This is a genomic window from Vibrio sp. YT-19(2023) (genome assembly GCF_033337395.1).
Window position 1 is genome coordinate 1 of record NZ_JAWOQN010000023.1, and the last position, 19,450, is coordinate 19,450.

At 44.3% G+C, this 19,450-nt stretch carries 23 protein-coding genes; 13 read left to right on the plus strand and 10 right to left on the minus strand.

Annotation, left to right across the window (positions count from 1 at the left end):
• Positions 1–65 precede the first annotated feature (65 nt).
• Together R7E78_RS16745 and R7E78_RS16750 are read right to left on the minus strand one after the other, a co-directional pair.
• The gene (locus tag R7E78_RS16745; RefSeq protein WP_318058078.1) at positions 66–773 is read right to left on the minus strand and encodes an AzlC family ABC transporter permease; all 708 of its coding nucleotides are present in this window, start codon (positions 771–773) and stop codon (positions 66–68) included.
• A 79-nt stretch (positions 774–852) separates the two neighbouring features.
• Entirely contained in the window at positions 853–1,680 is an 828-nt protein-coding gene (locus R7E78_RS16750) for an AraC family transcriptional regulator (RefSeq protein ID WP_005385198.1), read from the minus strand.
• 229 nt (positions 1,681–1,909) lie between these two features.
• Between R7E78_RS16750 and R7E78_RS16755 the strand changes: the two genes are divergently transcribed.
• Entirely contained in the window at positions 1,910–2,542 is a 633-nt protein-coding gene (locus tag R7E78_RS16755; RefSeq protein ID WP_005375522.1) for a LysE family translocator, read from the plus strand.
• Positions 2,543–2,621: 79 nt separating this feature from the next.
• Entirely contained in the window at positions 2,622–3,044 is a 423-nt protein-coding gene (locus R7E78_RS16760) for a GNAT family N-acetyltransferase (protein ID WP_005375519.1), read from the plus strand.
• 99 nt (positions 3,045–3,143) lie between these two features.
• Here R7E78_RS16760 and R7E78_RS16765 read toward each other — a convergent pair whose 3' ends face one another.
• Positions 3,144–4,838: a phospho-sugar mutase gene (locus tag R7E78_RS16765; protein ID WP_171344123.1), complete on the minus strand. Its 1,695-nt coding sequence runs from the start codon at positions 4,836–4,838 to the stop codon at positions 3,144–3,146.
• A 330-nt stretch (positions 4,839–5,168) separates the two neighbouring features.
• Here R7E78_RS16765 and coxB point away from each other — a divergent pair, with 330 nt between their 5' ends.
• The 4 genes from coxB to R7E78_RS16785 are packed head-to-tail and all read left to right on the plus strand — an operon-like array spanning position 5,169 to position 9,456.
• On the plus strand, positions 5,169–6,332 hold the full coding sequence (coxB, locus tag R7E78_RS16770) for a cytochrome c oxidase subunit II (RefSeq protein WP_318058079.1): 1,164 nt from the start codon (positions 5,169–5,171) through the stop codon (positions 6,330–6,332).
• Positions 6,329–7,960, plus strand: coding sequence for a cytochrome c oxidase subunit I (ctaD, locus tag R7E78_RS16775; RefSeq protein ID WP_005375510.1), 1,632 nt, complete (start codon positions 6,329–6,331; stop codon positions 7,958–7,960). The genes coxB and ctaD overlap by 4 nt, the downstream gene beginning before the upstream one ends.
• Positions 7,961–7,980: 20 nt before the next feature.
• Positions 7,981–8,520, plus strand: coding sequence for a cytochrome c oxidase assembly protein (locus R7E78_RS16780; protein ID WP_017821600.1), 540 nt, complete (start codon positions 7,981–7,983; stop codon positions 8,518–8,520).
• Between the two features lie 51 nt (positions 8,521–8,571).
• A complete protein-coding gene (locus R7E78_RS16785; RefSeq protein ID WP_005385214.1) occupies positions 8,572–9,456 on the plus strand; it encodes a cytochrome c oxidase subunit 3 in 885 nt (294 codons plus the stop codon).
• Positions 9,457–9,480: 24 nt separating this feature from the next.
• Here the strand turns inward: R7E78_RS16785 and R7E78_RS16790 are convergent, their stop codons facing one another.
• Entirely contained in the window at positions 9,481–9,717 is a 237-nt protein-coding gene (locus R7E78_RS16790) for a DUF2909 domain-containing protein (RefSeq protein ID WP_181881324.1), read from the minus strand.
• Here R7E78_RS16790 and R7E78_RS16795 point away from each other — a divergent pair.
• Genes R7E78_RS16795 through cyoE form a run of 4 tightly spaced genes read left to right on the plus strand, consistent with a single transcriptional unit; the run spans position 9,716 to position 12,956 of the window.
• On the plus strand, positions 9,716–10,507 hold the full coding sequence (locus R7E78_RS16795) for an SURF1 family protein (protein WP_181881335.1): 792 nt from the start codon (positions 9,716–9,718) through the stop codon (positions 10,505–10,507). The two genes, R7E78_RS16790 and R7E78_RS16795, sit on opposite strands and share 2 nt — an antisense overlap.
• Positions 10,497–11,033 (plus strand): hypothetical protein, encoded by a 537-nt coding sequence (locus R7E78_RS16800; RefSeq protein ID WP_033906820.1) that lies wholly within the window; start codon positions 10,497–10,499, stop codon positions 11,031–11,033. Before R7E78_RS16795 ends, R7E78_RS16800 begins: the two co-directional genes overlap by 11 nt.
• Positions 11,034–11,044: 11 nt before the next feature.
• The gene (locus tag R7E78_RS16805) at positions 11,045–12,064 is read left to right on the plus strand and encodes a COX15/CtaA family protein (RefSeq protein WP_017635865.1); all 1,020 of its coding nucleotides are present in this window, start codon (positions 11,045–11,047) and stop codon (positions 12,062–12,064) included.
• A complete protein-coding gene (gene cyoE, locus R7E78_RS16810; RefSeq protein ID WP_042521489.1) occupies positions 12,057–12,956 on the plus strand; it encodes a heme o synthase in 900 nt (299 codons plus the stop codon). Before R7E78_RS16805 ends, cyoE begins: the two co-directional genes overlap by 8 nt.
• An 82-nt stretch (positions 12,957–13,038) precedes the next feature.
• Here cyoE and R7E78_RS16815 read toward each other — a convergent pair whose 3' ends face one another.
• Positions 13,039–13,512: an FKBP-type peptidyl-prolyl cis-trans isomerase gene (locus R7E78_RS16815; RefSeq protein ID WP_115386730.1), complete on the minus strand. Its 474-nt coding sequence runs from the start codon at positions 13,510–13,512 to the stop codon at positions 13,039–13,041.
• A 13-nt stretch (positions 13,513–13,525) separates the two neighbouring features.
• Positions 13,526–14,158, minus strand: coding sequence for a thiol:disulfide interchange protein DsbA/DsbL (locus R7E78_RS16820; RefSeq protein ID WP_115386729.1), 633 nt, complete (start codon positions 14,156–14,158; stop codon positions 13,526–13,528).
• Positions 14,159–14,440: 282 nt separating this feature from the next.
• On the opposite strand from R7E78_RS16820, the gene R7E78_RS16825 reads away from it, so the two are divergent.
• On the plus strand, positions 14,441–15,067 hold the full coding sequence (locus R7E78_RS16825) for an OmpA family protein (RefSeq protein WP_025768460.1): 627 nt from the start codon (positions 14,441–14,443) through the stop codon (positions 15,065–15,067).
• Between the two features lie 191 nt (positions 15,068–15,258).
• Here the strand turns inward: R7E78_RS16825 and R7E78_RS16830 are convergent, their stop codons facing one another.
• From R7E78_RS16830 to R7E78_RS16845, 4 genes are all read right to left on the minus strand, one after another.
• Positions 15,259–15,618, minus strand: coding sequence for a glutaredoxin family protein (locus tag R7E78_RS16830; RefSeq protein WP_053350481.1), 360 nt, complete (start codon positions 15,616–15,618; stop codon positions 15,259–15,261).
• Between the two features lie 111 nt (positions 15,619–15,729).
• Positions 15,730–16,272, minus strand: coding sequence for a hypothetical protein (locus tag R7E78_RS16835; RefSeq protein ID WP_115386728.1), 543 nt, complete (start codon positions 16,270–16,272; stop codon positions 15,730–15,732).
• Positions 16,259–16,804 (minus strand): YaeQ family protein, encoded by a 546-nt coding sequence (locus R7E78_RS16840; protein ID WP_005375627.1) that lies wholly within the window; start codon positions 16,802–16,804, stop codon positions 16,259–16,261. Before R7E78_RS16840 ends, R7E78_RS16835 begins: the two co-directional genes overlap by 14 nt.
• Before the next feature lie 89 nt (positions 16,805–16,893).
• Positions 16,894–17,103, minus strand: a complete 210-nt coding sequence (locus R7E78_RS16845) for a cold-shock protein (protein ID WP_005375625.1) — start codon at positions 17,101–17,103, stop codon at positions 16,894–16,896.
• A gap of 364 nt (positions 17,104–17,467) precedes the next feature.
• Between R7E78_RS16845 and R7E78_RS16850 the strand changes: the two genes are divergently transcribed.
• The gene (locus R7E78_RS16850; protein WP_115386727.1) at positions 17,468–17,704 is read left to right on the plus strand and encodes an alternative ribosome-rescue factor A; all 237 of its coding nucleotides are present in this window, start codon (positions 17,468–17,470) and stop codon (positions 17,702–17,704) included.
• Between the two features lie 272 nt (positions 17,705–17,976).
• On the plus strand, positions 17,977–19,419 hold the full coding sequence (locus R7E78_RS16855; RefSeq protein WP_318058080.1) for a sensor domain-containing diguanylate cyclase: 1,443 nt from the start codon (positions 17,977–17,979) through the stop codon (positions 19,417–19,419).
• Positions 19,420–19,450 lie beyond the last annotated feature (31 nt).

Consider the following 19,450-nt stretch of genomic DNA (forward strand, 5'->3'; position numbering starts at 1 on the left):
CAGGGAGTATCCTTCCTAATCAAACGAATCATCGTCAGTCTCCGAGGGTTGGGGAAACGTTCATATCATTTCTCCTTTACTTGTTCCACAAAGTAACCAGTAAGCATGGCTAAAATGCTTGAAATCATCAAACTTCCCTCAATTTGATAATAGGTTAGGGCAACTGAGCTCACCAAAGCCACAATAACACTCGCGAGCACCGCTGCATTTTTAATGGTGGGTACTACTATCGCGATAAAAGTTGCGGCCACAGCAAATTCCAAACCCATTTCGTTCAGTTCAGGGATTAGACTTCCCGCAATAATGCCCGTCAATGTCGCGACATTCCAAAACAGGTAAAAACTCAGACCAGCCCCAAGTGCATACCAGCGATTAAATTGTTTATCGGAATGGTGGCCTACAATCGCAAACAGCTCGTCAGTAAGTAAGAAGCCGAGTGATAATCGCCATTTTAGAGGGAGCGGTGCAATTTTACTGCGCATCGATACACTGTAGAGGAAGTGTCGAGAGGTGATAAAAAACGTTGTCAGTAACATGGTCACTAGACCTGCTCCCGTTTTAATCATTCCCATCGCGACGAGCTGTGCAGAACCTGCGAACAAAATGGCGGATAGTGCTTGTCCTTCCAAAGGGTGAAGCCCAGTATCAATTGCGAATGAGCCTGCGAGTAAGCCCCAAGGGAGCACTGCGATACTCAAAGGCATCATCGCAAGTGTACCTTGCCAAAATAGCGTGGCTTTTGATTCTTTTTGTAACGGCAAAGTGTGGTCCATAGTTTCTTCTTATTTATTCCTAAATCAGATTACCAAGATAGCTCGGTAGTCGCATAACGCCTTGTACAATATTGCTGCTTTAGCTGTGACGGACGTATTGGCCGGGAGTGACGCCCATGGCTTTTTTAAAGTGTCGATGCAGATGGCTCTGATCATGGAAGCCACATTCTTGTGCCACGTCTGAAATTTTTTGTCCCATTTTTAGTAGCTTCTTCGCCATACGTAAACGTTGCTGAATTTGATAGGCATGAGGCGGAAAGCCAAATTGCTTTTGAAACTCTCTCAGCAGATGAAAAGGGCTTAATCCAGACAGTTTCGCGAGTTCTTCTAGTGAGACGTCCGTTTGTGGAAAGTCTTCCAAAAATTCTCTGACGAGCTGCACTTGTCGCTGAGCTCTGGTTGACTCTTTCAGTGGTGCCCGATGAGTGCTGTGTTTACTGGCTAGCTTGATCAACGTGCCGTAAACCAAAGTTTCTCTCAATAAACGGTTGTCTGATTTTTCTAGTGTTTCAAATACCAGTCGTAACTGACTAGCCAGCTCAGGATCGTAAACCACAGGTTGAGGGAAATAGGGTAGAGCTACATTTGGTGAGCCAAGCTCTTGTCCTAAAGTTTGAAACTGCTGAGGTACGGGGTACATTGCTTTGTATTCCCAGCCGCCTTCCGAGGCTGAATGCCCGTTGTGTACTTCATCTGCATTAACAAGGATGATGCTGTCCTGTGGCGCGATATGATTCCCGCCCGTCCTAAAAAATTGTTGTGCCCCTTTTTCGATGACACCAATAGTGTAACCTTCGTGGCTATGGCGTGAAAAATTCTGCTTCTCATACTTTGCATCGAGAAGTTCTAAACCGCCGAGCTCTTGAGCTATCTTGAAGGTAGCGATTTCCTTATTCTTTTCTTTCATCTTTATCCGGTCTGCTCAAGAAAATCATTTTAGAAGTGTAACGGATCCATCGTGCTTATTTTTGTACAAAATTGCTATTCGATTTTGATAAACAGGCGAATTGATTGCTATTTCTCATATGGGCAAACTATGATTTTTATTTTTTGAGTTATCTTGGCTATTTTGGGCTGGATGATGTCATTTTGTTGGTATAACATTCGCCGCCTTGTTGTAGAAAAGCGGTTCCATCATGATTGATTTATCTGTACTTCCTGTTTATCTCACCGCAGTAGTGGCTTTGTTGCTGTTACCAGGGCCCGATATGTTGCTGATAGCGAGCTCAAGTATGAGTTACGGTAAGAAGGTCGGTCTTTTTGCTAGCTTAGGCAATGCGACGTCTGGTGTTATTCTTACTTTGCTTGCTGCGATGGGCGTATCTACCCTGATTGCCATGAGCCCAATAGCCCTTAAAGTCCTTCATCTACTAGGTGGCGCTTACTTGTTAAAAATGGGTTGGGACTGCTTACGAGCTGAGGCATCTTCGGCTCCAGAGCTTGATGGTCAAAACAAAATGGCATCAACTTATTATCAACGTGCTTTGATGAGTAATTTGCTCAACCCTAAAGCCTTAGTCTTTTTTGTGATGTTTTTGCCGCAGTTTGTCTCAAGCAATATCACGGCATCTTCTGGTGAGCAGATGCTAGCGCTAGGGTTATTGTTGAACGTTCTTGGCTTGTCATTCAATTTATTACTTGTTGGGTTAGCAGGCACATTGGGCAAAGGGCTGCTCGAGAACGAAAAATTCCGCACGTATCAACATAAACTAATGGGGTTAGTGTTTGTTATTCTGGCGTTGTGGATGCTGAGTAGTTTCGCCTTGTAAAGTTATCATATTCCATCAGAAAGCCAGCAATTGCTGGCTTTTTGTTTTAGGATATTGGTGTTTCCTAAGGAGAGGGTATATGAAGCTTGAATTTTGTTTAAATCCAGATCAAACAGACCTTGATTTTGTTCGTGAAGGTATTCGATCTTATAACCGACTGCATTTACCTGAAGGGGAAGTGCATGCTGTAGGCTGTTTCGCAAAAGATGAGAATGGCAAGATCATGGGTGGCTTGACTGGCGAAATGTTTAAAAATACGGTATTTGTTGAGTTTTTGTGGGTAGACGCTGAAAGTCGAACCTCTGGTCTCGGTAGCCAATTAATGTCGATGCTAGAACAAAAAGTAAAGCCTCATGGGGTTACCCATGTTTATTTGGATACCTACAGCTTTCAAGCTCTTGAGTTCTATCTCAAATTGGGTTTTGAGAAAGTGGGGCAGTACTCAGGCTATCCTGCAGAGGGGATCCACAAGTACTTTCTACAAAAGGAAATTGTAGGCTAGGGAAAGCACGGGTTAGCTTGACTTGTTCTCGTTAAAATCAAAAAAAGAGGCGCGAATTTGCGCCTCTTGTTGTATCAAATATCTATGTTTCTCTTTGACTTACAAACTTTGCTGGTGCGCGTCGATAAGTTCGTTCATCTTCGCTTCTGCTGCTTGCTGTGCTTGTTCATAGCTCATATCCGCAGGGAAGAGGTTGATGACTTCGTAGTAACATTTTAGTTTTGGCTCAGTACCAGAAGGACGAACAATCACGCGTGATTGATCTTCTAGGTGATAAATCAATACGTCACTTGCCGGTAAGTCAATGGATTCTTCAGAGCCGTCGTCAAACATGCGAACCGATGTTTTAAGATCTTCGGTTACTGCAACTTTTTTACCAGCAATCTCTGTTGGTGGATTGGCTCGGAGTTTGTCGCCGATTGGTGGAGAGTTCGGGTCGAGAGCGATGCTGCGTTGTGCGTTGAAGTAGAAACCGTGCTCGCGGTACAGCTCTTCCAGTTTATCCCACAGTGTTTTGCCTTGCGCTTTAAGCTTGCCTGTTAGCTGTGAAAACGCGACGATTGCAGATAAACCATCTTTATCCCACACCTTGTTACCCACGGTATAACCGAGCGCTTCCTCATAAGCAAACAAGAATGGGTTGGTTTCTGTCTCTTGTTCCATGGCAACGTTAGTAAGCCATTTAAAGCCAGTTAATGTTTGATAGTATTGTGCGCCATGCGCCTTAGCGATGCTGCTCAGCATTCTTGAGGATACGATGGTGTTGCCAACCAAAGCGTTAGGTTGCTGTTCCAGCAAGTAATCGCCAAACAGTGAGCCCACCTGATCACCCGTTAGCATTTGATACTCGCCATCTGGGCGTTTAACTGCCACGGCAAAACGGTCCGCATCTGGATCGTTCGCGCAAGCGATATCGGCATCTACGGACTTACCTAATGCCATCACCATATCCATTGCACCGGCTTCTTCAGGGTTTGGGAAGTTGACGGTTGGGAAGCTTCCATCAGGTTCGCGCTGTTCCTTAACACTTGCCACTTTTTGGAAGCCTGCGTCGGCAAGTAGCGTTTCCGCCATATTCGCGCCAACGCCATGCATTGCGGTGTAAGCAATAGATATATCGGTATTGTTGTCAGGAGTAAGCAGCGCGTTTTCATTCATTGTCTTACGGTAAGTTTGGTAGTAGTCGTCTTCCAACCAAACTAACAAACCGTGCTGTTTTGCATCATCGAGAGACATTAAAGGTAATGGCTTCGTTGTTGCGTCATCAATTTTCGCTGCGATTCCAGAGTCGTGCGGAGGAATAATCTGTGCGCCATTTTCCCAATATACTTTAAAGCCATTGTATTCTGGTGGATTGTGGCTGGCAGTAACAACAACAGCGGCCGCAGCATTCAATGTACGGACACCAAACGCAACAATTGGGGTTGCTGCAACTTCATACGTTAGGTAAACCTTGATACCAAGGGCCGTCAGTACGGATGCGGTATCATGCGCGAATTGTTTTGAATCGGGACGACCGTCGTAGCCAATAACGACACCACGACTCGCGGCATCTTTGACTTGCTCAAGCAAATAGTTCCCTAAACCAGTGGCGGTCTCTTGAATCACCAAGCGGTTCATTCGGTTTGGACCTGCGCCCACTTTGCCACGTAAGCCTGCAGTCCCAAAGGCAAGGCGTGAGCCAAAGCGATCAGTAAGTTCTTGTTCATTGTTTGTATCGACGAGGTGTTGTAGCTCTTCACGAGTCTTAGGATCAGGGTCTCGTTCTAGCCATTGCGTAATTAGTGCTGTCATATCAGTCATTCCTTAGTAGGGGGAGCCTACTTTCTTGGACACTTCGTTTGGTAAGTATCTCAATGTTTTCTTTTAAATCAATCTAAATGGTTCTCAATTACATTTCAAAGAGGGCAATCGATAAACCGAATTAATTTTTCTTATCCGAACAAAATTTAATCATATTTAATTTCTTGAAGAACCTTGGAACTATAACTAGCCTTTTAACATAAATATAACAAACCGTGTCGAAATCGTAGTTTTTGTGATTTTTCGTAAAGTTGTTCGATATTTGCATCGGGACGCAAGGAAGCTCGCGTAGGCGTAGCGGCTGAGCAGAGGAGAGATCTTTTGAAAAGATTAACGACTACTCTAGCCTTATCACTGAATGTGATCTTAATCACATTTTCCTCTTTTGGTTGGTCAAAGGAAAATGACTACAACATGACAAAAGGGGTCACAGAGATAAGTGGGCAAGTGTATGAATTACATATGCTGATTTTCTATATCTGCTGTGTAATTGCTTTGATTGTTTTTGGTGTGATGTTCTATTCCATCTTCCGTCATCGCAAGTCAAAAGGAGCAGTTGCCGCACATTTCCATGAAAGTACAAAAGTGGAAATTATTTGGACGGTCATACCCATCATCATTCTTGTCTCTATGGCGATTCCCGCAACAAAAACTCTAGTAGCAATGGAAGACACAAGCCAATCAGATATCACGGTCAAGATCACAGGCTCGCAATGGAAATGGCATTACAGCTATTTTGGCGAAGATGTTGAGTTTTTTAGTTTGCTTGCCACCAGCCAAAAACAAATTGATGGAATCGAAGCTAAAGGCGCACATTACTTACTGGAAGTAGACAACCCTTTGGTGTTGCCTGTGAATCGCAAAGTGCGTTTTTTGATGACTTCTGATGATGTCATTCACTCTTGGTGGGTACCGGACTTTGCCGTCAAGAAAGACACCATTCCAGGTTTTATTAATGAAGCATGGACAAGAATTGATGAGCCAGGCGTATATCGCGGCCAATGTGCGGAGCTATGTGGTCGTGCACACGGATTTATGCCAGTGGTGGTGCATGCGATGGAAGAAGAAAAGTTCGATGAATGGCTAGCGAGTAAGAAGGAAGAACTCGCGCTTCAAAAAGCGGCGGCACAAGAAGCGCTCTCTCAAGACTTATCTATGGACGAATTGATGTCGCAAGGCGAATCGATATACACGGCGCGTTGCGCTGTGTGTCATCAGGCAAATGGTGAGGGGATTCCGGGTGCATTTCCCGCGATTAAAGGCAGTCCTATTGCAACCGGAGATGTTACAGAGCACATAGATATTATTGTCAACGGTCGCCCGGGCACCGCAATGCAGGCTTTTTCTAATCAGTTAAGTGACAAAGAAATTGGCGCGGTTATCACATATCAACGAAATGCATGGGGCAACGATACTGGCGATACAGTGCAAGCATCCGATGTGAATGCCTTTAAGGCACAAGGCAGTGCTAAGGAGGAAATATGAGTAAGCCAATAGATAAGGCAGTGAAGTCTGCGCCAGCAGAAGCCAGTGCGAACAGTACCATTGCGATCGATGATGGTCACGAGCATCATGCACCCCAGGGCATCACTCGTTGGTTGTATTCTACAAGCCATAAAGACATAGGCACCCTCTACCTTTGGTTTAGCTTTGCGATGTTTCTAACAGGTGGTGCGATGGCTATGATCATTCGTGCCGAACTGTTCCAGCCAGGGCTACAGCTAGTCGATCCGCAGTTTTTTAATCAAATGACCACGGTACACGGTTTAGTGATGGTATTTGGTGCGGTGATGCCAGCATTTACGGGTCTTGCTAACTGGATGATCCCGATGATGATCGGCGCTCCTGATATGGCGCTGCCGCGCATGAACAACTTGAGCTTTTGGATCTTACCTTTTGCATTTCTTATTTTGTTGAGCTCGTTGTTTTTACCTGGCGGCGGTCCTGATTTTGGTTGGACTTTTTATGCTCCGCTGTCCACGACTTATGGACCAGATAGCACTGCGCTGTTTGTATTCTCTGTGCATATCATGGGTATCAGCTCCATTATGGGCGCGATCAACGTTATCGTGACGATCGTAAATATGCGAGCTCCGGGAATGACTTGGTTCAAGTTACCAATGTTTGTTTGGACTTGGTTAATTACCGCTTTCTTGTTGATCGCGGTTATGCCGGTACTAGCGGGTGCGGTGACCATGGTTCTTACTGACAAATATTTCGGGACTAGCTTCTTTGACGCAGCTGGTGGTGGTGACCCGGTAATGTTCCAACACATCTTTTGGTTCTTTGGTCACCCAGAAGTGTACATCATGATTTTACCGTCGTTTGGAATCATTTCCGCCATTCTGCCTGCTTTCAGTGGTAAGAAGCTGTTTGGTTATCATTCGATGGTTTACGCGACGTGCAGCATTGCATTGTTATCTTTCCTTGTGTGGGCGCACCACATGTTTACCACGGGGATGCCAGTTTTTGCTGAGCTCTTCTTCATGTATTGCACTATGCTGATTGCGGTACCAACGGGGGTGAAAGTCTTTAACTGGGTTGCCACCATGTGGCGTGGAGCTCTGACATTTGAAACGCCAATGTTGTTTGCCATTGCCTTTATTGTGCTTTTTACCATTGGTGGCTTCTCGGGACTAATGTTGGCGATTGTGCCGGCGGACTTCCAATATCATGACACTTACTTCGTAGTTGCCCATTTCCATTATGTGTTGGTATCTGGTGCGGTATTCTCGATCATGGCAGCGGCATACTACTGGCTACCTAAGTGGACGGGCAATATGTACGACCACAAGCTGAGTTTATGGCATTTCTGGTGCTCAATTATTTCCGTCAATGTCCTGTTTTTCCCAATGCACTTCCTAGGCTTAGCAGGCATGCCAAGGCGCATACCGGATTACGCCATTCAGTTTGCTGATGTTAATCAAATAGTATCAATTGGTGGGTTTGCATTTGGGTTGTCACAACTGATCTTCTTATGGTTGGTGATCAAGTGTATTCGTGGCGGGGAGAAGGCTTCTGCAAAACCGTGGGAACGTGCGGAAGGCTTAGAGTGGACAGTGCCAAGCCCTGCGCCGCATCATACGTTTACTACACCGCCTAAGATTGACTAGCAAAGAGTGGGGTGAGTGACATGAAACCGAATCCATCAAACAAGAAGCTCACAGTGAAGTTGCTTTTGGCGACCCTGTTAATGTTTGGCTTCGGCTATGCACTGGTCCCACTTTATGACGTGATGTGCGACGCACTGGGAATCAATGGAAAGACAAGTGAAGTAGCCGCCATTCAACCGACAGGTATGCAACCGGACATGAGCCGAACTATTCGCGTGGAGTTTATGGCGCATGTCAGCCCAGATATGCCTTGGGAGTTTAGACCCAAAGTGATTTCGATGGATGTTCACCCAGGTGAAGTCGTGCAAACCGAATACCTTGCATTTAATGAAAGCGGGCAGAAGTTGGTGGGGCAAGCCGTTCCTTCTGTTTCTCCCGGGACTGGAGCTGCTTACTTCAATAAGATTGAGTGTTTTTGTTTTAACCAGCAGCCTCTGGATGGTAAACAGCAAGCTCAAATGCCGTTGATTTTTTATATCGAACCGGACTTGCCGGAGTCTATACACACGTTAACGCTGTCTTACACACTCTATAAACTTCCCCCTCCTACAGGCTCTTAGCCACTCAGGGAGAGAGATACAGACCAAGGTTGGTCAGTAAGGAGAGAAATTATGAGTAACAAGCCAGGAACATATTATGTTCCCGCTCAAAGTAGCTGGCCGATCATCGGTGCATTTGCTCTGTTTTTGGTTGCTGTTGGCGCAGGCATGACCGTCCAGGGGACACAAAGTGACGGTGCAGTGGGAACCATTGGTGGCATTGTGCTAGCGGTGGGCTTCTTGTTCTTGCTTTACATGTTGGCGGGTTGGTTTAGTAATGTGATTACTGAATCACTGAGTGGAAAATACAGCTCGCAAATTACTCGTTCTTTTCGCCAAGGAATGAGCTGGTTTATCTTTTCTGAAGTGATGTTTTTTGGTGCCTTTTTTGGTGCCTTGTTCTACGCCAGAATGATTTCTGTGCCTTGGTTAGGTGGGGCAGATAATAACTTCATGACTAACGAAGTCCTGTGGCCAACCTTCGAAGCGATGTGGCCACTCACACTGACACCGGGGGGAGAAACAACACAAGCTATGCCGTGGCAGGGCATACCCCTTACCAATACTATCTTGCTGCTATTGTCGTCTATTACGCTACATATGGCGCATATAAGCCTTGAACAAGACAAAAGAACGGCACTGATTGTTTGGTTAGAGATAACCATCGTACTTGCTGGTTTTTTCCTATATTACCAAGCGGTTGAGTATGTTCATGCTTATCAAGACATAGGGCTCACGTTGCAGTCCGGTATTTACGGTAACACGTTCTTCATGTTGACGGGGTTCCACGGTTTACACGTTTGTCTTGGGACTATCTTCTTGATCGTGCTGCTGTTCAGAATCGCTAAAGATCACTTTTCGCCAAAGAACCATTTTGCCTTTCAAGCGGGCAGCTGGTATTGGCATTTCGTGGATGTGGTTTGGTTATGTCTGTTTGTGTTTGTTTACGTACTTTAGGCGCACTGTGAACTCTTGGTTCGACTAATAAGGGCGAGGGTTTGGTGCTAGCCAACCCGAGCTGAGCGCAATAAGCAAAAGGACGACCACCAAAGCGGAGAACATGACTCGACGGCCTAAGTAATGACTCATGGGGTTGTCTCTTTTTTCAGGATTATCTGGGTCTTCACGAACCATTTCGATAAGCGCTTTTGCGAGGTTGAAGATAATGAAAAGCAGCAAAAGGACAAGCGTCAGTTTGAATAGAAATACGGTGGACATGGCACCTCCGGTTTCATCATTGTTGTTATCAAGACAATTATGGCTATCGAAACGGTTTTGGGTTGCAGTTGGTTTAACTGTGGTTGTGTTTTCTCTTTTGGTCAAACTGGGTTTTTGGCAGTTTGAGAGAGGGCAGGAAAAACAAGCATTGGAACAAGCCATTCTCGCGCGTGCGGATAGTGCGTACCAAGCACTAAGCGTCGTTCTTGAAGACAACGACTGGCGAGAGGAAAGTATCCTCGGGAAAAAAGTGGAAGTTAATGTTGTTCCTCAGGCGTTTTCCGTAATTTTGTTAGACAACCAAACGCATAAAGGCAGTGTGGGATATTTAGCATTTCAGATTGTATTGACGAGCGATGAGCCTAGTGCCTATGCGTTATTGGAGCTTGGTTTTGTCGAGGGAAGAGCAGAACGCTCAGTGTTACCAACGGTCACCAAACTCGATAATTCGACTTTCATCACAGGACGCCTGTACCGAAAATCTACTAATCCACTGAGTTCAGAGTTAATGCCGGAAGTTGGCGATGTTATTCGCGTGCAAAACCTAAACATCGCGCAATTGAATCAGCTACTGAATATTGAACTTATGCCCGCAGTCTTGCAGCCAGACAATTTAACTCGTTGGCCCTATGACTTTCCTTGGAATCCATTGCCACTCAATAGTGCCAAACATTTTGGCTATTCGATTCAATGGTTTTCGATGGCAGGTGTTTTCTTATTACTGACTTTAATTGTTTTTGTTCGTTGGCAAAAAAAGTTGCGTCACATGGAGGTGAAGCATGACATCTAAAGTAACCAAAGGACGACTAATGTTGATTGCGCTGGTTTGTACGTTCGCGCTTCCCGCTGTCATTGCAAAAGTCATTCTCACACAAGGGTGGTATCAAAGCGGAGTGACCAATAGAGGCGAGTTAGTCGAACCATACACGACGTTAGAGCAGCTTGGTCAAGAGTCACCTCTCAAAGACCATGGTTGGCAACTCGCTTATGTATTGCCTAACGAATGCACTGAACAGTGTAAACAGCAGCTTTACCTGCTTCAGCAAAGCCATGTTGCTTTAGGTAAGTATCAAGAGCGAGTAGTGCCAGTCGTTTGGCAGACTGAGCATTCGGATCCCATGGAAGTATCGATGTTAGCGATGCAAATGAATGAATTGGTTACCGCTAAAGTGAAACCTGGGCAAATGTTGATCGTTGATCCTCTTGGGCAACTGGTGATGTCTTACTCGCCGAAACCAAATGAGGACTTAGTCCTAATGAATAAAGGTATGTTGGCGGACTTACGCAAGCTCTTAAAACTGTCACGAGTCGGTTAGAGGAAGTGCATATGAAATTAATTCAGTTGGTTAGATTCAGTTTGCTGCTAACTCTCGTGGTGATCATGTTAGGGGCATATACTCGCCTTTCAGATGCAGGGTTAGGTTGCCCGGACTGGCCTGGTTGTTATGGGCACTTTTCTGTACCGCATCAAGAAGAAGACGTCATACGTGCTAACCTGAACTTCCCCGAGCGGGCAGTAGAGCATGAGAAAGCATGGCTTGAGATGATTCATCGCTATTTTGCGGGAACGTTAGGTTTAGTCATTTTTGCGATGGCAGCGATATCAGTAAGGTCTGAGCGTGTAAATTCAACCATTCCGATGTTGCTAAGCGTGTTGGTGATTGGGCAGGCACTTTTGGGAATGTGGACAGTTACTCTTAAATTAATGCCCGTCATCGTGATGCTTCACTTGCTCGGTGGTTTTGTTTTATTGGCGTTACAGGCGATTTTTTACTGCCAATTAAAAGCGCAAAACAATCTCTATTTCTCTCCATCTTCTAGCTCTCTGAGAGGCTTTTCATTGTTGGTTTTTCTGGTTGTTTTGGTGCAAGTGCTCCTTGGAGGATGGACTTCGTCAAATTATGCTGCGCTGATGTGTACCACACTGCCGATTTGTGAGGGAGACTGGATGAGCCATCTCTCATGGAAAGAAGCGTTTTCTTTCTGGCAAACTGGATTCGAGAATTATGAATTTGGTGTCTTGGAGTATCCGGCAAGAATGACTATACACGTCACTCATCGTATAGGCGCTATTGTTACCGCCACCGTGGTATTGGCTTATAGTATTGGGCTTATGAGGCAAGATTCTCATCATTCACAGAGAATTGGAGGGTGGTTGTTATTCACTCTGGTGTGCCAAATTATGCTGGGTGTAAGCAACGTAGTATTTCAACTTCCTATCTATGTCGCGGTGGCGCACAACCTTGGTGCCGCTGTTATGTTGAGTCTCGTTTGTGTTAGCCAGTTTTACTTGTGGCAGGGTAAAACGGCTTGGAATTACACCGCGAAAGGAGTTCGCTATGAGTAAAGAAATCGCGCTGTCGTTAAATGGGCGAAAGCGACTAAGTTCCGTTTATTTGAAGTTAACGAAACCTAAAGTGGTGGCGTTAATGTTGGTGACGGCAGTAGTAGGTATGAGCTTAGCCCCGGTTGATGATTTCCCCTGGTTGCAGGCGGTAGTTGGCCTAACGGGGATTGGTCTGATGGCAGGGTCTGCGGCAGCGTTTAATCATCTAATTGACCGCCGAATTGATGCGAGAATGGCACGTACACACAAACGACCATTGCCATCGGGTGAGACTAAACCATCATCGGTGATAGCCTTCGCTACAGTTTTAGGTGTCTTAGGGTTTGTACTTCTCTATGCGATAGTCAACCCGCTGACGGCATGGTTGACTTTGATGAGTTTGCTCGGCTATGCGATGGTATACACAATGTACCTCAAACGTGCTACGCCCCAAAATATCGTCATTGCAGGGATTGCCGGTGCGATGCCGCCTCTTCTCGGTTGGACTGCTGTAACAGGGCAATTACATGCGAATGCTTGGCTGCTCGTAATGATCATTTTTATCTGGACGCCACCACATTTTTGGGCTCTGGCTATTCATCGTGTCGAGGATTACCGCAAGGTAGATATTCCCATGCTGCCAGTGACACACGGCATTGAGTACACCAAAACTTCTATTCTGTTGTATACGGTGCTATTGACTTTGGTTTGTGTCCTACCGGTTTTGGTTGGTATGGTCGGCGTGGTGTATCTTTTTGCCTCGCTACTCCTCAATGCAGGCTTTATGTACCATGCATGGAAGCTAAAATATGCACCAGAGCCAAATACCGCGATGGAGACGTTTAAATTCTCTATCTATCATCTTTTGGCGTTGTTCATTGCATTGCTTTCGGATCACTATATTGGTTTTTAACCTTTCTTAAAACAGAAAACGCCGCGTGGTTCGCGGCGTTTTTGGTTTTGATACTTTGGCTTTAAGACAAAGCTTTCTAGATTTATTGAATTTCTAGCAGTTCAACATCAAAGATCAAAACACTTGCTGGTGGAATTGGGCCAGAGCCACTCTTACCATAGCCAAGCGTGCTTGGTACGAAAAGGCGGATTTTCTCACCTTCTACCATGTATTGTAGACCTTCTTGCCAGCCTTTAATGACTTGGTTAAGACCAAATGAAATCGGCTCACCACGATTAACAGAGCTATCGAATACCGTGCCATCAATCAAGGTGCCGTGGTAGTGTACTTTTACTTTACTTGTTGCAGTTGGGTGAACCTCACCTTCGCCTTTTTCAAGAACCATGTATTGAAGGCCACTTTCTGTTGTGATGACGCCTTCTTTTTTCGCATTTTCTAGTAAGAATGCTTGGCCTTTGGCAAAGTTTTCATCTGCTACTTTAGGGTTTGTCCAAGTACGGTAAATGAAAAAGCCCGCCAAAATAAAAATAATAAGAGGAAACAAAAATTTAGACACGTAATCTCCTTGTCTATTTAGGTTGTTTTAGCAAAAAGTTGATGGTTTCTGCCATGGCTTCAACGCTGTCATGACCACCAGTAATCACTTGATATTTTCCGTTTACGATAAAGGCTGGAACGGAGTTAATTTGGCCGCGAGTCGTGATCGCTTCTGCCTTAGTGATGTACTCAAACAGCGTTTTTTGCTGTGCTTCATCTAAATGGTAAGGGCTGATAAGGTTGAGAGACTCAAAGGCTTTCTCTACGGCGATTTGGCGTTCCTCAGCCGTTGCATCGGCACCCATTTGCACAGCAGTAAAAAGATCCGCCATAAACGCTTTATCTGGTGTTGATTCAAGCTGCATTACGGCAGTATAGAAGATGATGGCGCTCACTTGTGCACTTTCATTGAACGTTACATGCATTTTTTCAACGCTTTGATCGGTCAATGATTCAATTTGAGGGACAAACTCTTCCATTGAGCGGCAGTGGCCACAAGTTAAAGAGAATGCTTCAGTCAGGGGAGCTAAATCATATTCTTCAAGGGATACTGGCAAAACTTCGTATTGTTTGCCTTGCTGAGGCTGACTCTTGCCGCTATCGCATGCCGACAAAGCCATTACGGCAACAACAACAGCAAAGCCTTTCGATATGGTTTTTAACATAGTAGTGCTCTAAATGAGAAATTTGCGTTAGTTTATCGGTTAACGATAGTGACTAAAACCATTAAATAACAATAAAGTGAGACCATTGGTAACAGACTTTGCCTGACGTATGGGCTGCAAGGGTAGGGTATTTTAGTGTTGCTTTTTATTTGAGAGATGATTTTGCATTGACTCCAGTGGCATGAACGCTGCATAGACAAACCAATCGGTGAACAAAAGCGCTAAAGATTCGGCGTGTTTTGTCGACACAATGAACAAGAGTTTTTCTACGTTGGTAATGGTATGAAGCATTGGTTTTTAATTGTTTGTGGCATTCTGGCCGGGTGCAGCAGCCTCGATCAAGATATGGTCCCAGGTGGGAACATTTTAGATACAGCTCCTAAATCAAACACTGAGCTGAGACACCCAGAGTGGGGATACCCGAGCGCATCCAATGTGGCTTCTTCCCCTCGTTCATATCAAACGGCGAGGGCGTCAGTAAAAAAGTCGCAAAACGTGACCTCTCTGGAAATGTTCCTGAGCAGGCATAACATTCCTCACGAGACGCTCAGTGGTGGTCACCTGATGATACGTTTGAAAGAGCAAGTGCATTTTCAAACGGGTTCTGCACGGTTATCTGCTCAATCTCAAGACTGGATTCGAAACATTGGTCACTATCTGGCTGGAAGAACTGATGTTGATGTCGTGATTGATGGTCATGCGGATAGTACGGGAGCTGAAAGCTTCAACGACACGCTATCTGAAAAGCGAGCTCGTGAAGTAGAAAAACAACTATTGGCGACGAGTATTCCACGTCAACGAGTGTTTTCTAGAGGCTTCGGAGAGTATGTACCGAAGTGCAGCAATGCGACAGCGAGTGGTAAAGCTTGCAATCGGCGCGTAGAGCTAACATTGATCGTGGATGAATAACGCAGACGTTGGGTGGTAATCTTCGTTGTGTTGTTCTTGCATACCCGTTATTTGCTTAGTGGAGTTTAAGTTCGGAGTTGAGCAAGAAGACTGAATAAGGAAAGCTCGCACGGCAACATCTAGCTAGAAAAAATAGAAAAGAGGCACCGTTAGGTGCCTCTTTTACATCCGCCAATGTTCATAGGGGGAACTTAGGCAAATTCTTTTTCAACGTAAGCGACGATGTCAGATGACTCGTATAACCACTGTGTCTCGCCATCTTTTTCGATACGCAGACAAGGGACTTTAACTCGCCCACCACCTTGCTCTAGTTCAGCTCGATGAGTCGGGTTATTTTTTGCATCACGTAGCTCAATGTTCACCGATTGACGCTTCATTGCACGGCGGACCTTTACGCAAAAAGGGCAGGCTTCAAATTGGTAAAGTGCGTATTGTTTCGCTTTTTTATCAATACGTTGCTGTTCTTCTGCGGTGCGCTTAATACCACGAGGTGAGAACACCACGTTCAGCAATAAGATAACCTTGCCTAAAATCCAACGGATAAACTTCATAATGATCCCTTGATGTTCATTGGGTAATTGTCCTTTAAGAATGCAATCATGATGCTTGTTGCACTGACCGTGAAGTCTATCAGTTGTTTGAAATGGATAAAACCATGTATTTTATGAGGAAAATAGACGTTTAAACCAACCCCAAAAGCCACTTGCTGAAGCCGGACGGGCTTCTTTACCTTGATAAAAACTTTGCATGAGTTCGGTTCTGAATGCATCAACGTCCATGCGTTTTATGACAAGCTCATGCTGCAATGTATTTTGAGTCTGCTCGGCATGATCGTGCGCCAAGCTGAAATCCATATTTAAATAGCCTTGCGTGTATAACCAAAGGTGGGTGACTAAGATTAGGTTTTCAGCAGATTGGTTAGTAAACTTATCCGCGTGCTCATTACCCAAGGAGTCAGTCAGAACTTGCTGCATACGCTGGGTAGAGTGAGCATGTTGCTCGTAGTTAGCACTTGCTTCAATATGTGATTTGGTCAAAAGGCCAAGCAGGTGAAGAGTAGGTGCTGTTGTGGGTTTGTTCTCACAAACTTTTGTAAATAGTTGTGACTGTTCTTTTAACCAACGTCGCTTTGCTGCTTTATGTTCTTTAACAAAGGGGATTTCTTCAAATCCCATCTCTTGACTCAGTTCACTAAGAGACGTCATGGTTTTTTAGTTCCTTCACCGTTACTTCGATATGTTGATCATTGATATCAACAAAAATTGAGCTACCAGTAATCATAACAGAAAGGCTAGTACCTCGGTCAAGGTGCTGACAAATCAAGTCGATAGCGTCATAGTCAAAGCTCTCTACGTTGACGGGAAGCATTGAGAACTTTCCTGACATTTTGTCCCACCAGACAGCCGCTTTGGTGTTATAAGTGTAAACTTTTACATGCTTTGCGAGGCGAGAAGCTTTCTTAATTCTGTCTGGTTCTGGTTCGCCAATTTCAATCCAGTGAGTAATGCTTTGATCATCGCCAACATGCCATAAATCAGGCTCTTCAATCGTAGAGAGTCCTTTTGTAAACTCCAGATTGCTTTGAGCATTTAAACAGTAAGCTAGAATGCGAGCCAACATTCGTTGCGGCTTTTCAGAAGGGTGGAGGGCGATAGTTAGATTTTTAGAATCGTAATAGTCATTATTCATATCGGAAATGGCGATACGAAATTTGTAAATGGTTGGTTTAAGAGCCATAGATTTATATCTTTTTGTTGGCAAAATAAGTTTTAGGCAAAAAAATAGCCAGCTTTAAAAGCTGGCTATCGTATCAAATTCTTTAAGAATTAAAGTACTTTGATTTGCTCTGCTTGAGGGCCTTTTTGACCTTGAGAGATAACAAATTCTACTTTCTGGCCTTCAACTAGAGTACGGAAGCCGTCACCAGTGATTGCAGAGAAGTGAGCAAATACGTCAGGACCGTTTTCTTGTTGAATGAAACCGAAGCCTTTAGTTTCGTTGAACCACTTAACTGTGCCAGTAGCTGTGTTAGACATGTCTATTTCCTAAATATCTAAATAATGTAATCTTTCGCCTCAACGGCGCTTATAGCGTGGAAAAATAAATTGCTATTGCGTACCACAGGACGACGGGTTACAAGTAATCCAACGAAATGTGAAAACAAAGAACTTTCTTTCTAGCCGTGTTTGAGTCTAGGTTAATTCCACGAAGAGTCAACATATATTAGTGCTTTATGGACAAATATTTGTATTTAGTCACTATTTAACCAGCATGTTTTTGATTAAATTTCAAATAAATGACGGTGATGTGAAGTTTTTAGCATAAAATTCAACTAAATCTATAAATTTGACTTATTTATATAATTATTGTCCAATCTGGTTCGACCATTAAGGAGGATTTATGGCAAAGCGTAAAATCAGTCCTCAACCGAGTGGCTCACAACATGAGACCGACTTCGGCAGAGGTGAAATCAAAGACAACGCGTTAAAAGCGGTTGTTACCAGTCAGCTGTTCCAAACACGAGTCGTTAAAGCGAAAAAAGGTAAAGGTAGCTTCAGCCGTAAGATGAAGCATAGAGGCAAAGAGTCCTATTCAAAGTTCTCCCCAAGGTGGATTTTGAATAGGGCTTTTTTATAGGTACTAGGTGTTTGCAAAACTGATGATATTCAATTTTTTAGTACCAGATAAGTTTTCCTAATTTATCATGTACTGCTTCAACTGCTTCAACTGCTTCAACTGCTTCAACTGCTTCAGCGAACTAGGCGTTGAAAGTACCAATTAAGTACTAAAACTTACTAAGTTAGATTCATATCAATAAGCGTCACTTCCTGTCTTATGCAACTCTACTATATCTTTAGTCTAATCAAACAGCCGAGATTATGGTTTAAAAAGACTGGTGAGAAGTAGGCATGTCATCGACGAGTTATGGTACTTATGGTTGCAAATGTAAAAAAGCGTGTGCTTCTTTATTACTACTGTGGCTGTCCATTTGTCCGATGGCGCATGCACACAAGTCAGAGTCTCATTCTTTAATTGTTGCTAACTCCAAAGCGTGGAAGCCGTTCTCTTACCTTAGCCCAGATGGTGAACCTAAAGGTATTTTAATCGACTTTTGGAAAGAGTACGCGGCGAACAACCAAATCGACGTTCAGTTTCTCCTTTTGGATTGGGATGCTTCTTTACAAGCCGTAAAAGAGGGTAAGGCTGACTTTCACGGAGGACTTGTCTACTCGCCCGAAAGAGCGAAGTATATGGACTTTGGCGCAGTCATAATGCCTATCCAAACCAAACTGTACGTAAATAAAGATGTACTTTCGGTTGATATCAGGAGTGTTTTAACTGGCGAAATGACGCTGCCAATTGGCGTTGTTAAAGGAAGTTACGAGTCTGAGTTTGTTCAGACGAATTATCCGAATGCACCTATCGCAGAATACATTAACAATGATTCGATGATACAAGCCGCCGTCGATAAAAAGGTGCTGTACTTTGTTGCAGACCTGCAAGTTGCTAACTTTTATATGGCAACCACGCCGGGAGCGGGTATGTTTGTCCCGACAATTAGCTTATATAGTAAAGATCTTCGGATTGCAGCAGGAATGCACAGTGCAACTTCCATTTTAGAGGTATCAAGAGCGTTTGAAAAAGTCATCGATACGGATCGTGAGCGGATCCTCACCCGTTGGAGTGTGGTGAAAACGGTTTATCCACTTTATCTTTTCCCTATTGCTATTTTCATTATGGCGGTTGCAACGCTTTATCATATTTTTGCCCTCAAACGTATGGTTGCTCTTCGGACAAGGCAGTTAACGATTGCCAATCAGCAATTGCTAGAGATGACGTTGACGGATTCTCTCACAAAGCTATACAACCGTAGACACCTGATTGAGCAATTGGCGCTACTGAATCATTTGAAGCGAAACTTAACGGTGATGGTGTTTGATATTGATGATTTTAAATCAATCAATGATCGATATGGCCACCTTGCTGGAGACCGAGCAATAGTTGCCATCGCAGAAGCCGCTAAGTCGATGACTGATGACCGAATGACATTGGCGAGAATTGGAGGAGAAGAGTTCGCACTCGTTACGTCTTCTCTGTCAGAGCGAGAAGCGCTCAATTTTGCCAATATGCTTTGTAAAGCCGTTTACGATCAGCCTGTTATACTGGGCGGACAAGCAATTCATTTGAGTATCAGTTTGGGCTGTGCTTACTATCCTGAGTTTACCCACATCGTGAGCTTGCAAGATGCTGACGAGTTGATGTATCAAGGTAAGTATGAAGGAAAGAATCGTGCAGTTTTCCAAGTCATAACAGACTGTCAGCTTCAACCTGCGCTTCGTCAAGTGAATTAGGTCTCGCTAATTCAACTGATACTTCAAAGCA